Below are 13,456 nucleotides of genomic sequence, written 5' to 3'. Positions count from 1 at the left end.
ATATATTCAATTGGTGTTCTGTTGCAAGTTCTTTTCAAAGTTAAAATCATCTATTATTGTGGCAAAATATTCTGCCAAGAATGATAGAAATGCAACATCATCCCTGGAGAATCCTCCCTTTTTGTTCAACGCCTGAAATACGCCGATTACTTTCTCATTTTTCCCGAACATCGGCACCGTGGCTATGTTTTCTGTCCTGTAACCTGTTTGTTGGTCTATATCCCTGTAGAATCTTTTATCATCATATGGATTGTTTGATATAACCGGGGTACCGGTTTTGAACGTATATCCTGCAAACCCTCTATCGGCCGGGATAATTATCTTTTCTACACCGTGAGCCAATTTTGTCCATAGTTCGTTTTTTTTATTGTTAAAAAGGTATAGGCTGCATCTATCAGCTTTTAATGTTTTTCGGGCGAGGTTGGCAAAATAGATAAGTAAATTTTCTACATTTTTTTTCTTGAGCTCTTCTGCCGTGCTTATTAGTTTTTCAAGTTTCAGTATCATCTCTTTCCGCATTTCGTTTTTTTCCTGAATATTCCGGCAATTTTTCCATCCTTCAAAGATTATTCTGAAACTTTCATACAAAAGTCCCTTCTCTTCGTATATTAGTGATAGCAGTTTCCTGATTCTAATATTATAGGGTTCATACTTTAATCCTTTTTTTAGAAGTGATTCTGCACTTTCAATGTAACCTTCTTTTAGCTTCTTTTGAGACAGAGACAATATAAGGTTAATTGCGTTTTTCCCTTTTCCCACCTTGAAAAGGAAATCTACAACTTTATCCAGAAGTACTGAATTGTCGGGGTATTTGTTTAGTAATTTAAGTCCAAATTCGGTGGCTTCTAATATTTCTCCTTCAGATATTAAGCTTTCAAAATACTCAATGTCTTTCTCAAAGCTTTTCATAAATATTCCTCAATAGGATGTGTAAATTATTATATTATTTTTCTTCTGTGGAATCCTGGTTCGTTGTTCCGTTTTGTGTAATATTATTTCCTGTAGTGATGTTTGTCCTGTTTAATGTTGGGACAGTGGCGGTTGTTGAATTTGTTACGCTTCCTGTGGCATTCTCTGTTTCATTTTCAGGATGAAGGAGAGGAATACATGTTGATGGATTTAGAGTTTCGATAAAATCTGAAGGAACAAATTTTCCTGTAACGCATACGCCGGCAAAATCTCCAAAGTTATTGAAAACTAATCCTGAAGTTTGCGTGCAATTTCCGTAAAATGGCATTATTATAGGTTCTCCGTTGTCTATTCCCGGAACAATAACTCCTTTATCAATAAAAGGTCCGGCTTTCACAGATGGAACCCACATACCTGTTATGTCATAGTCTATAAGGTAAATATTGCCACACTTGTAAACCTGTTTTACTTTATCAAGTGTTATGCCTCCTCTTATTAAAGTTTTTATAAAGGGCCATTCAAGTTCTGATATCGTTAGTATATAAGCATCTGTTTGATTTCCATTCTGTGTAACCTTTAAAACAACAGCGGGATGAAGGGCTATCCCTTCTTTGATTTCTACTAAATTCTTTGTAACAACTTCTTCAAGTCTGTAAAGCTCTTTTTGCGTCAGAGTGGTGTTTTCTTCTTTTTTAACAATTGGAATTTCTTCTTTTCCGAATATAAGTGAAAGAAAAAATGAAGGTTTATATAGAAACAGAAAAACAGCCGCAATAAATGCAACTATTATACCTGTAAATATTCCTATGACTATTAAAAGTTTATTCTTTAAAGCCATACTTTACTATCACCTCTTGAGCTTTTATGCCCCATTTTGAGTCGGGATTTAATTTATAACATTTTATCAGGAATTTTTTTGCAAGTGGTATATTTTTTTCATTTAAATAGATAATGCCAAGGCGATAGTAAACCTCCTGTATGTTAGGAAAGCGTTTTATTATCTGATAATAGAGAAGTTTTGCATCTTCTATTCTTCCTTCCTTTTGAAGGATTTCACCAAGTTTTACGTAAGCAGGTGCAAAATCAAGATTGTTTCTTATGGCAAGGTTAAGGTATCTCTGAGCTTTTTTAAGATTTCCTTCCTTTTCTTCTATTAGTGCCAGTTTATAGTAAGCAACTTCTGGTTTTAGGAATAAAGGATTGGAAAGTGCTTTAAGATAATATTTTTTTGCCTCTTTTAAATTACCTTCGCCTTCAGCTATTGTTGCTAAATTCATGTAGGCTTCAGAAAAGTTAGAATCAATATCAAGAGCTTTATGTATATATTTTATTGCTGATTTTGTGTCACCTCTAACATAAAACGTATACCCTATCATGTTATAAATTTTTGGATCATCTGGATTTAAATCTTTTGCCTTAAAAAGGTATTTAAGTGCAAGGGGAATGTCTCCGAGTTGCAGATAAGAGACACCTATTTTATAGAATCCTTCAGCCTTTTCCTTCCTTGATAAAACTTGAGTTTCCTGAATAGGTGGAGCTATTGCTGGTTTTCCCTTCTCCTGAGGAGTGCCTGTTATACAGGAAGATGTTATTACTGCAGGTATTACTGCTAACAGTAGTCTTTTCATTTCCTATCCTTTATTAAAAATAGTGCTTCAGTTCTTGTAGGCTCGTTTCTTAATATACCTTTAATTGCACTCGTAATGGTAAATGAGCCTGGCTTTTTAGCTCCTCTCATTATCATGCAAAGATGCTGAGCCTCAACAATTACCATTACACCTTTTGCATTGAACTTTTCCATGATGGCATCGGCGATCTGTTCCGTCATTCTTTCCTGAAGCTGGAGTCTCTTTGCGTAAACATCAGCTATTCTGGCGAGTTTTGAGAGACCTGTTACCTTTTCTTCACTCGGTATGTAGGCTATGTGTATCTTTCCGAAAAACGGAAGCATGTGATGTTCGCACATTGAAAAAAAAGGAATGTCTTTAACGATTATCATTTCATCATACTTTTCGCTGAACAGGACCGAGTGGTTTTCTGGAGAGTCTTCATAACCGGCTAAGATTTCTTCATACATGTTAGCAACACGTTTTGGTGTATCTTTCAGCCCTTCTCTGTCCGGATCTTCTCCGATAGCAATCAGGATTTCTCTTACAGCTTTTTTTATTCTTTCCTTATCTATCACTTTTCCTCCACTACATTTCAAGTTGAGGGTTGAATCCCGGTGGTATGTCTCTTTCCCCTTCTTTTTTATCACTATTTTGTGGTGGTGCCGGATTTTCGGGTGGTTTTTTGTCGTTTTTGAGTTCTCCGTTCATCGCAAGATCTATCTCTTCACCGGTTAAAGTTTCCCTTTCAAGAAGAGCTTTAGCAAGGTTTTCAAGTTTTTCTAAGTTGTTCGTTATCAGTTCTTTTGCTTTCTGGTAAGTTTCGGTAACTATTCTTTTAACTTCTTTATCAACAAGTCTTTTGAGATCTTCACTTACTATTTCGGTAGGCTCACCTAACTGCTCTTTCATCTTTATGGCAATGGGGCCTATTTTGTCGCTCATTCCCCACTCTGCAACCATCTTTCTTGCAATTTCAGTAGCTCTCTCTATGTCGTTGCCGGCACCTGTTGAGATTGTTCCAAGGGCTACTTCTTCAGCCACCCTTCCTCCGAAGAGAACACACAGTTTGTCAAGGAGGTATTCTTTGGTGTAAGTGTATTTGTCGTCTTCCGGTAACTGTTGCGTGATTCCAAGAGCTTTTCCGCGGGGTATTATCGTTACTTTGTGGACTCTATCTGCATTTGGCAGGAGTTTTGCTACAAGTGTATGGCCAGCTTCGTGGTAAGCAGTTGTTATCTTTTCCCTCTCACTTAGAACCATGCTCTTTCTTTCAATTCCCATTGTCACTTTATCTTTTGCTTCTTCAAAGTCTTCCATCATTATCTTCCCATGCCCTTTTCTGGCTGCTATTAGCGCTGCTTCATTAACTATATTTGCAAGATCAGCTCCTGAGAATCCTGGTGTTGAACGGGCGATAACTTCAAGGTCAACGTCTTCCGCAAGAGGTTTGTTCCTTGTGTGAATTTTCAGGATTTCAAGTCTTCCTTTTACATCAGGAAGAGGAACATAGATCTGTCTGTCAAATCTTCCGGGCCTTAGCAATGCTCTATCAAGAATGTCCGGTCTGTTTGTTGCACCAATTACGATGATTCCTTCGTTACTTTCAAAACCGTCCATTTCTACAAGTAGCTGGTTAAGCGTTTGTTCTCTTTCGTCATGCCCGCCTGTGAATCCTGCACCTCTTTTTCTTCCGACCGCGTCAATTTCGTCGATAAATACTATACACGGAGCGTTTTTCTTTGCCTGATCGAAGAGATCTCTTACCCTTGATGCACCTACACCAACAAACATTTCTACGAATTCTGAACCACTGACGGAGAGGAATGGAACGTTAGCTTCGCCTGCTATTGCTTTTGCAAGCAATGTTTTACCTGTCCCAGGAGCTCCTGCTAAGAGGATGCCTTTTGGAATTTTTCCACCAAGTTGCTGGTATTTTTTTGGATTTCTCAGGAATTCAACGATTTCCGCCACTTCTTCTTTAATTTCGTCAATGCCTGCAACGTCTTTGAATGTTACTTTAGGCTTGTTGTCTATGAATATCTTCGCCCTACTTTTCGCAAAAGAGAGAGCTTTACTTCCTCCTGCGTTCATCTGTCTCATCATGCTTATCCATATAACAATTAGGAATATCATCGGGAGCCAGGATACCAAAACCGTTATATACCAGGGACTCCCTTCTTCCGGCTTAACGTTTATTTCAACCTTCTTTTCTGTCAGTTGTTTAACGAGATCAGGATAGTAAGGTGCGTATGTTTCAAATTCCTTTCCCTCTTTTGTAACGCCTGTGATTTGCTGCCCTTTTATTGTTACTTTTTTAACTTCACCTTTTTCAACTTCCTGGAGGAATGTGGAAAACGGAATGTTTTTCCTTGTAAATTGAGGGGAACTGAAAAAGTTGAAAGCTATTATCATAATAAGGGCTATTGTTATCCATAATGCTACGCTTTTCAAAATATCCTGAAACCGATTCATCTTACACTCCTCAGTTGTTGTTTTCTACTACTGCAATGTAGGGTAAGTCTCTATATAATTCATTTATATCGAGTCCGTATCCGACAACAAACTTATCAGGTATTTTAAATCCTACAAAGTCTGCTTTAAAGTCTTTTTTCCTTTCTTTTTCAAGTAGGACGCAGGTTTTCATCCGCGCCGGTTTCCTCTTCCTCAGTTCTTTCGTCGCAAATTTTAGAGAACCGCCAGTATCAAGTATATCATCTATGATCAGCACGTTCTTACCTTTTATGTCGCATTCCACATCATAAAGGAGTTTATCGACTTTCTTTTTCATACCGTCGTAGCTTTTAATTCTCATAAATTCAACTTCTACTTCTGTTTCCATTTCTCTTATAAGGTCAGCTGTAAACATGAAAGCACCTTTTAATATACACACAGCTGTTACTTTTTCACCATTGAAGGCTTCGGAAATTTCTCTTCCCAGTGTTTTTAATCTCTCTTTCAGTTCGTTCTCATTTATCAAAATCTTTAATTCCACCTTCATACCTCACGAATACTTTTCTTTTGCTTTCCTTAATATATGTTTTTTTGTAGAGACCTGGAATCCATATCACTTCATTTTCGTCTGTTGTAAGCAGAGGTATTCTGTTTCTCAGATGAAACGGAATTTTTTTCTCGTTTAAGAATTTTTTTAGCTTTTTCCTTCCAAAAGGAAGTGATAACCACTCTCCACCTTCTCTTGTTTTTATGAACAATCCTTTTTTTAGTTCATCTTCAGGGAATACGAAATCTCCATCTTTGGTGTTTTCAAATTTGAAAGTTCCAGAAGGTGTTTCTATTTCAGAAGGAATTGTTACTATGGGAATCTTGAAATGAACTTGCTGTTTTTCTTCTTTTTTAATTATAAGAACATCTTGTGTTTTTATAGCTTTGAAAGAGTTTTTAAGGTCAATACTGCCACTTTTATGGCTTTTCAGCAGGTTAATTACGGCACTTAATTTTTTTGTATTTAATGATTCTCCTGTAAGTTTTAGAAATGCTTCCTGAATAACGGCTTTTTTAATGAAGGAATGCAGTGGAAGTAGATTTTCTAGTTGTATTGAGAAGGTGTTTTGAGTTAGAATACAATTCTTCAGAATTGAGTTTACGGTTTCTGTGATAAATTCTTCCAGTTCTCTTAGTGTTTGTGTTTCTCTTAAAATAGTTTCTTCCAGTGACGGATTTATTTTCTTAAGGTAGGGTATCACTTTCAATCTTATTAAATTCCTTGAAAATTTTATATTGAAATTCGAAGAATCTATTCTAAACGGAATATTGTGGTTTTTTAGATAGTTTTCAACTTCCTCCCTGGACACTTCAAAGAGAGGTCTTATTATGTTTTTCCTCTTTGGAAGAAATCCTCTTAATCCTTTTATTCCACTCCCTTTTGTCATATTGAAAATAACGGTTTCACACAGGTCGGAAGCGGTATGTCCGAGAGCTATTTTATCAGCTTTTATCTTTTTCGCGGTTTCCTGTAAGAAACTGTATCTCTCTTTTCTAGCAACAGCTTCTATATTTTTCCCACCTGACAGTTTTTTGATATTTTCTTTGCCTACGATGAGAGGTATGAATAATTCTTTGCAGATGCTTTTTACAAAATTTTCATCTTCATCAGCTTCGGAATCTCTCAGACCGTGATTGAAATGAGCAGCATGGAGGTTGACTTTTAATCTTTTGGATAGCGCTTTTAGTATGTGGAGCAGGGCAATCGAATCAGGTCCTCCGGAAACGGCACAGAGAACAGTTTCGTTAGGTTTTAGTAGAGAAAACCTTTTAATGGTAGAGAGGACTTTCTCTTCTATTTTCATTATTCCTGACGGAAGGATATTTGGTGGCGACGGGTGGAGTCGAACCACCGACCTGGCGGGTATGAGCCGCCCGCTCTAACCACCTGAGCCACGTCGCCACTTTTTGATGGCTTCAAATATAGATATTCTGCCTTTAAATGTCAACGAATTTTGTATAAAATTCACCATCTACCATTGAATTATGGAGGCGATTGTGGGAAAGAGAGTAGTTCTGGCTTATTCAGGTGGCCTTGATACGTCTGTAATAGTAAGATGGCTGACAGATAGGGGATTTGAGGTTATAACTTACACGGCAGATGTGGGACAGGGTGAAGAACTTTCCGAAATAGAACCAAAGGCAAAAATGGCTGGTGCTGTTGAGGCGGTTATAGATGATATTAAAGAAGAGTTTGTAAGGGAATACTGTATGCCTTTGATGAGAGCAGGTGCTCTTTATGAGGGTAAATATCCTTTGCTTTCCGCTCTATCAAGACCTCTCATAGCCAAAAAACTTGTTGAACTTGCTCATAAAGTTGGTGCGGATTACGTTGCTCACGGTTCAACCGGAAAAGGAAACGACCAGGTAAGATTTGAAGCTTCTGTCTGGGCACTTGATCCTGATATTGAAGTTCTTGCACCTGTTAGAGAGTGGGAGTTTAAATCAAGAAACGAAGAGATTGAATATGCCGCAAAACATGGAATTCCAGTTGTAGCCACAAAGGAAAAACCTTATTCTTATGACAGAAACTTATGGGGGGTTGCGATAGAGTCTGGTCCTCTTGAGGATCTTGAAACAGAACCTCCAGAAGACGCCTTTGTCCTTACAGTATCTCCACTTAAAGCGCCTGATGAACCAGAGTATGTAGAGATTGAATTCAAAGAAGGAATACCGATTGCCATTAACGGTAAAAACTATTCCGAGCTTTGGAAACTTGTATGGGATTTAAATGAAATTGCCGGAAAACACGGGTTTGGAAGAATAGATATGGTTGAAAACAGACTGGTGGGAATCAAAACGAGAGAGGTTTATGAATCTCCTGCCGGACTTATACTTATAAGAGCTTATGATGAGCTGGAAAGTGTTGTCCTTGACAGATTTACGTATCACTATAAGATTACTCACGTCAGACATCCTTACGCAGAGGTTGTTTATAACGGTTTATGGTTTACTACATTGAGAGAGTCTCTTGATGCTTTTAATAACAACATCGCAAAGCTTATAACGGGTAAGGTGAGATTTAAACTTTACAAAGGAAACGCTACTGTTGTAGGAAGGAATGCCGAGAATTCTATGTACCTTGAAGATCTGGCGACATACAGTCCAAAAGATGCGTTTGATCATAAGGCAGGTGCTGCATTTACGAAAGTATGGAGTTTGCCTTTAAAAGTTGCCGGAAGAGTTAGAAGAAAATCTTAAGGAGGAATTATAGATGGCTTGCACGTTAAATAAGAGAGAGGGAGTTGTTTACGAGGCTAAAATGTCTTTTGAGCCTGAGAGAGTTGAGAAGGAAGTTAACGCAATTTGTAAAGAGATAAGGAAAAGTGCGAAGATTCCAGGTTTCAGACCCGGGAAAGCACCTATAAACATAATAAAAAAGCAGTATAAAGATCTCATAGAAGAAAATCTTGTTAGAGCTCTTGTTCCTGAGGAACTTGACAAAGCTATAAAAGATGTAGGTTTGACCGTAATATCTGAACCTTTGATAGAGGAACTTAATTTTGATGATAAGAACAATGCGCTTGATTGTGTTATTGTTTTTGAAGTTAAACCGGAAATAGATATTAAGCCGGAAGATTACGAAAGTATTAAGGTCACTAAAACAGTAAGGAAGATAACGGACGAAGATGTTGATAAGGTTGTGGAGTCTCTTTTAAACAGGGAAGCAAAGTTTGAAGAAGTTGACAGACCTATAGAGAAAGGCGACCTTGTTGAGCTTGAATATACTGCAGTTATTGATGGTAATGAAAATAGTGGTAGTGTTGTTGCCGTTATAGGTGAAAATCAGTTGTGGCCTGAAGTAGATGAAGCCTTGATAGGTAAAAAGAAAGGAGATGAGGGAGAAGTTTCTTTTAAAGCTGCCGAAGACGAAAAGTATGGTGATGCAGCCGGAAAGAACATTACTCTTAAGTTTAAAATTTTATCTGTTAAAGCTAAAAAACTTCCCGAGCTTAATGACGAATTTGCCAGAAAGTTTGGAGCCGAGTCTGTAGAAGATCTCAAGAAAAAAATCAGAGAAGATCTTGAAAAGGCGGAAGCTGACAGGCAGCAGGAAGAAGTTGAAGATAAGATAATAGAAGAACTTCTTAAAAAGGTAGAGATTCCTGTTCCTATATCTCTGCTTAAGATGGAGATTCAGGCTCAGGCTGAGAATCAGATAATGAGATTAGCTCAGTTCGGCGTTGATGTTAAGCAGATTTCTCCGCAAACAATAGCAGAAATGGTTAAACCTACGGCAGAAAAAACTGTTAAGGTTAAACTTTTACTTGAAAAGGTAGCTGAACTTGAAGGACTGGAAGTAACAGATGAAGATGTAGAAAAAGAAATAGAAAGGCTAGCCGATATGGCTTTCGGCGGAGATACCGTTCTTGCAAGGCAGTCTCTTGAAGAGAGAGGCCTTCTCCCGATGGTAAGACAGGATGTTTTGAGACAGAAAGCTCTAGATAAGCTTATTGAGCTTGCTGAAATTGAAGAAATGGAAGCTACTGAAGAGAATAAGAAAGATGAATCTTCAAATCCGGCAGAGCAAATTTCCTCTTAATAAAAAAAGCCCCTTTCAAAGGAGGGGCTTTTTTATTCAATATTTTTCCTAAATTGCTATTAACTAAATGGATTGTTACGTAATTTTTAATCTGCAACATTGATAATCGACAAAATAAAGGTAGAACCTATGAACATAAATTATCATTTCCTTCAGCGAATATCAAAGTAACCTCATAACATTCCTTTTCCTCAGGAAAATGCTGAAAATTGGTTCCAGAAAATATCTCCTTGAGAGATTCGTAGTAAGTATTACCTTCTTGCATGGGTATTTTCCTCAGGATACATTTCCATTTCTTCCAGAATTATCTTTTCAAAAGTTGTTTTGTAAATTCTTTTAGTATCTCTCTTACCATCTATTAGAGAGTTTTGTGTCTCTCATGGTAACCTTTTTCTTTAGTGGCCTTTTCAACTTCTAAAATCTATGGAAATTGATGAAATACTACCAAGATGATTTAAAAAAGATTGGATATTGCTAACAAAAGCAGCACGCCTATTAGGAATAATACTAAAGCAAATAGATTATAAAATAAAGAAATATGACATTAAGATTCCAAAAATATAATTACCAGTATCCTAAAATTGAACCATTAAGGAGGATGCATAAAAAAACACCTATAATGACAAATGCAATATCAGCTATCTTTATCTGTCCCATTTTTTCAACAAACCATCCTCGTATTCCATACATACCGTGATAAACCATTGCTGTTACGAAAAGGCAGAAGGCATACGGACAAGAAGGATACAGAGCATATGCAAACGAAAAAGGTGTATGCATTACAAGCAGGTGAATCAAAACAAAAACAGGAATAATTATAGCTGTAATCATGTGAAGAGAATAAAAAAATTTTTCGGCTCTCATGAGAATCTCCGTAATTAATCTATACTGCGAATATAAATATATTTATTGTTTTCTAAAAGTGCAACTTTCATTAAAGTTTTAAAAAAAGACACACGCCTTTTTAAAATTAACCGAAACGTCCAGTAATATAATCTTCGGTGAGTTTTTCGTGAGGTTTAACAAATATTTGATCTGTCTTATTAAATTCAATAAGCTCTCCCATATACATAAATGCAGTGTAATCAGAAACTCTTGCAGCTTGTTGCATATTATGAGTTACTATAAGAATTGTCAATCTTCCCCTGAGTGAGGCTATAAGTTCCTCAATTTTCATAGTTGAAATAGGGTCAAGTGCCGATGTTGGTTCGTCAAATAGCAGAACTTCTGGTTCAACGGCTATTGCTCTTGCTATACATAACCTTTGCTGCTGTCCACCGGAAAGTCCGGACGCAGGTTGGTTTAGTCTGTCCTTTACCTCTTCCCACAGAGCAGCATCTTTTAATGCTTTTTCAACTCTGTCAGCAAGTTCTGTTTTATTTTTTATTCCTTTCAGCTTCAAACCGTAGGCTACGTTATCGAATATACTCATCGGAAATGCAGTAGGCTTCTGGAAAACCATACCGACACGGCTTCTTAATCTTATAAGGTCTATATTTTTGTCCAGAATGTTTATTCCGTCAAAAATTATTTCTCCTTCATATCTGTTCCCAGGATAAAGGTCATGCATCCTGTTAAAACACCTTAACAATGTTGTTTTCCCACATCCGGAAGGTCCGATAAGTGCTGTAACTTTTAGCTCTGGCACTTTGAACGAGATGTTTTTAAGAGCATGTTTGTCACCGTAGTAAAAGTTCAAATTTTTAACTTCTATTTTTGCCGGTTCTGTTATATCAGCTATATAACTCAAAATGACCTCCGGTTACTATTTTTTAAATTTCCATTTTGCTATGGCACGACCTATCAAGTTTAAAGCAAGAACACCGAATGTAAGTATTATGGCTGCTGCCCAGGCAAGTTTTTGCCAATATTGATAAGGACTCATTGCATAATCATACATTGTTACAGTAAGTGATGCCATAGGTTGGAAGACATTATACGTTAGGAAGTTGTTGTTAAAAGATGTAAAGAGAAGTGGGGCCGTTTCTCCACCAATCCTTGCAACAGCAAGTATTACACCTGTTATGATACCCGTTATGGCACCTTTATAAACAACCGATGTAATTACTTTCGACTTGGTGGCACCGAGAGCATATGCTGCTTCTCTCAGCTCCCCCGGAACCATGTTTAGCATATCGTCAGTTGTCCTAACTATTATAGGAAGCATCATAATTGCGAGTGCTACGGAACCGGAAATACCCATAAAGTGTCCGAAAGGTTCAACCAAAATGGCATAAACAAATGTACCTATAACTATAGAAGGAACACTCATTAAGATATCAGAGATATCTCTTACGATGTTTGCAAGTCTGCTATTTTTCCCGTATTCGGAAAGGAAAGTCCCAGCAAGAATACCTATTGGAACACCAATTACAACAGCAATGGAAACTATTAGAAATTGCCCTATTATTGCATGTTTCAATCCGCCAGTATTGTCCCCTGGTGCAGGAGGATTTCCGACGAACACTTCCCACGAAAGAGTGGAACCGCCTTTATATATTAGAGTTCCCAGTATCCAAATAAGCCATAATATCCCAAATATTGCCGCAAATGTTGAAAATATAAGAACAATGTTGTTAACGATTTTTCTCCTTTTAAAAGCGTCCACTATTTACCTCTCTCAACTTTCTTGAGGAAGAGAAACTTTCCTATAGCTATCACGATAAAACTCATAACAAACAGAATAAGAGCAAGCAGGAATAGGCTTGACAGATATATCTTCGTGTCCGCTTCAGCAAATTCATTTGCCAGAGTTACCGTAATTGATGTGGCAGGTTGAAGTATCGATTGCGGAATTACTGGCTGATTTCCCATTACAAAAGTTACCGCCATGGTTTCTCCCATGGCTCTACCCAGAGATAGGATAATACCGCCAATTACCCCAAGCTTTGCATAGGGCAGAACAACATCCTTCATCACGTCCCACTTTGTCGCACCTAACGCATAGGCCGATTCCTTCAAAATAGGTGGAACCATATTAAAAGAGTCTCTTGCTATTGCCGCGGTAAAAGGTAGAATCATAACAGCAAGAACTAAAGAGGCTGTGAACAATCCTATTCCGGGAGTGAATCCGGAAAACCAAGGGCCAACGATGGGAAGTTTGCCAAGTGTGGCGTGTATTACAGGTTGGATGTAGTCTCTAACTACTGGAGCAAAATAGAAAAGCCCCCACATACCGTAGATAATACTCGGAATTGCTGCCAAAAGCTCTATTGCTATACCGATTGGTGATTTTAGTCTGTTTGGAGCTATTTCTGTTAAAAAGATAGCAATTCCAATTGCTACGGGAACTGAAAGAACAATAGAAATAATAGTACTGACAATTGTTCCATAGATTGCTGGTAGTCCACCAAATTCATCCATTGGTGGATTCCAATTAGGAGATTTTATAAAGTTAATAATCCCAAATTTATGAATGGCAGGAGCAGCTTCTTTGTATAGCGTTATACCAATAGCAAAAAGAGATACAACAATTATTAATGTTGATAAAAAAGCTAATATCTGAAACACCCTATCGCCTAAGTAAAGCTTGCCTTTTCCTTTCATCTATCCTCTCTTGGACAATAAGCTTTCCTGCATGAATAGTATATCAAGTCGCTTTATAAAATTCTATGCGCTAAATGTTAAGAAAAAAGTGCTTTTATGCCAAGTAATCAAAGTATTGTTTGTTATACACTTTGTTTTTTCCATAGTGCTATCAGAGTTATTCCTCATTTCTCTATAGCATACCCTTTGCTTTGACTTTGCAAAAAGAGTCGGTAGATTTGTTATGAAAGCTCTATTGTATGCTACTCCCAAAAATCAAAATTAAATTTTGAGGTTGTGTCAATAATTTTGTGTAAACCATTAGGAGTACCTCCTGGAGAACATATCCTGAAGTTCTTCCTTAGCCTCA

Annotated in this window: 14 protein-coding genes and 1 tRNA gene; 3 read left to right on the top strand and 12 right to left on the bottom strand. The window is 37.3% G+C overall.

The genetic code is table 11. The annotated features are described in order from the left end of the window. Positions 1 to 6: 6 nt before the first annotated feature. From BLW93_RS05355 to BLW93_RS05320, 8 genes are all read right to left on the bottom strand, one after another. Entirely contained in the window at positions 7 to 909 is a 903-nt protein-coding gene (locus BLW93_RS05355) for a GAF domain-containing protein (RefSeq protein WP_076713069.1), read from the bottom strand. A 34-nt stretch (positions 910 to 943) separates the two neighbouring features. Further along, positions 944 to 1,747 carry a hypothetical protein gene (locus BLW93_RS05350; RefSeq protein ID WP_076713068.1) on the bottom strand — a complete coding sequence of 268 codons (804 nt, stop codon included), beginning with the start codon at positions 1,745 to 1,747 and terminating at the stop codon, positions 944 to 946. Continuing rightward, a complete protein-coding gene (locus tag BLW93_RS05345) occupies positions 1,731 to 2,537 on the bottom strand; it encodes a tetratricopeptide repeat protein (protein WP_076713067.1) in 807 nt (268 codons plus the stop codon). The genes BLW93_RS05350 and BLW93_RS05345 overlap by 17 nt, the downstream gene beginning before the upstream one ends. Next, on the bottom strand, positions 2,534 to 3,094 hold the full coding sequence (gene folE, locus BLW93_RS05340) for a GTP cyclohydrolase I FolE (protein WP_173790646.1): 561 nt from the start codon (positions 3,092 to 3,094) through the stop codon (positions 2,534 to 2,536). The genes BLW93_RS05345 and folE overlap by 4 nt, the downstream gene beginning before the upstream one ends. A gap of 10 nt (positions 3,095 to 3,104) precedes the next feature. Beyond that, the gene (ftsH, locus tag BLW93_RS05335; RefSeq protein ID WP_076713066.1) at positions 3,105 to 4,991 is read right to left on the bottom strand and encodes an ATP-dependent zinc metalloprotease FtsH; all 1,887 of its coding nucleotides are present in this window, start codon (positions 4,989 to 4,991) and stop codon (positions 3,105 to 3,107) included. A 10-nt stretch (positions 4,992 to 5,001) separates the two neighbouring features. Continuing rightward, positions 5,002 to 5,517, bottom strand: a complete 516-nt coding sequence (gene hpt / locus BLW93_RS05330; RefSeq protein WP_076713065.1) for a hypoxanthine phosphoribosyltransferase — start codon at positions 5,515 to 5,517, stop codon at positions 5,002 to 5,004. After that, entirely contained in the window at positions 5,486 to 6,823 is a 1,338-nt protein-coding gene (gene tilS, locus BLW93_RS05325) for a tRNA lysidine(34) synthetase TilS (protein WP_076713064.1), read from the bottom strand. The genes hpt and tilS overlap by 32 nt, the downstream gene beginning before the upstream one ends. A gap of 21 nt (positions 6,824 to 6,844) precedes the next feature. Continuing rightward, positions 6,845 to 6,921, bottom strand: a tRNA-Met gene (locus BLW93_RS05320). 95 nt (positions 6,922 to 7,016) lie between these two features. Here BLW93_RS05320 and BLW93_RS05315 point away from each other — a divergent pair. From BLW93_RS05315 to BLW93_RS09045, 3 genes are all read left to right on the top strand, one after another. Continuing rightward, positions 7,017 to 8,219 (top strand): argininosuccinate synthase, encoded by a 1,203-nt coding sequence (locus BLW93_RS05315; RefSeq protein ID WP_076713063.1) that lies wholly within the window; start codon positions 7,017 to 7,019, stop codon positions 8,217 to 8,219. A 13-nt stretch (positions 8,220 to 8,232) separates the two neighbouring features. Beyond that, complete coding sequence (gene tig, locus BLW93_RS05310; RefSeq protein ID WP_076713062.1) at positions 8,233 to 9,561, top strand: trigger factor; 1,329 nt, start codon at positions 8,233 to 8,235, stop codon at positions 9,559 to 9,561. A gap of 471 nt (positions 9,562 to 10,032) precedes the next feature. Next, positions 10,033 to 10,125 carry a helix-turn-helix domain-containing protein gene (locus tag BLW93_RS09045; RefSeq protein ID WP_158025381.1) on the top strand — a complete coding sequence of 31 codons (93 nt, stop codon included), beginning with the start codon at positions 10,033 to 10,035 and terminating at the stop codon, positions 10,123 to 10,125. Here BLW93_RS09045 and BLW93_RS05305 read toward each other — a convergent pair whose 3' ends face one another. The 4 genes from BLW93_RS05305 to pstC all read right to left on the bottom strand — a co-directional run bounded on the left by BLW93_RS05305 (position 10,126) and on the right by pstC (position 13,107). Continuing rightward, complete coding sequence (locus BLW93_RS05305) at positions 10,126 to 10,425, bottom strand: succinate dehydrogenase/fumarate reductase transmembrane subunit (protein ID WP_076713061.1); 300 nt, start codon at positions 10,423 to 10,425, stop codon at positions 10,126 to 10,128. A gap of 106 nt (positions 10,426 to 10,531) precedes the next feature. Next, positions 10,532 to 11,311 (bottom strand): phosphate ABC transporter ATP-binding protein PstB, encoded by a 780-nt coding sequence (gene pstB, locus BLW93_RS05300; RefSeq protein ID WP_245791998.1) that lies wholly within the window; start codon positions 11,309 to 11,311, stop codon positions 10,532 to 10,534. A gap of 15 nt (positions 11,312 to 11,326) precedes the next feature. After that, on the bottom strand, positions 11,327 to 12,169 hold the full coding sequence (pstA, locus tag BLW93_RS05295; protein ID WP_076713060.1) for a phosphate ABC transporter permease PstA: 843 nt from the start codon (positions 12,167 to 12,169) through the stop codon (positions 11,327 to 11,329). Next, a complete protein-coding gene (gene pstC, locus BLW93_RS05290; protein ID WP_076713059.1) occupies positions 12,169 to 13,107 on the bottom strand; it encodes a phosphate ABC transporter permease subunit PstC in 939 nt (312 codons plus the stop codon). The genes pstA and pstC overlap by 1 nt, the downstream gene beginning before the upstream one ends. Positions 13,108 to 13,456 lie beyond the last annotated feature (349 nt).

It is taken from the genome of Desulfurobacterium indicum, assembly GCF_001968985.1.
GTDB lineage: Bacteria > Aquificota > Aquificia > Desulfurobacteriales > Desulfurobacteriaceae > Desulfurobacterium_A > Desulfurobacterium_A indicum.
This window is presented reverse-complemented; position numbering and strand designations above follow the sequence as displayed.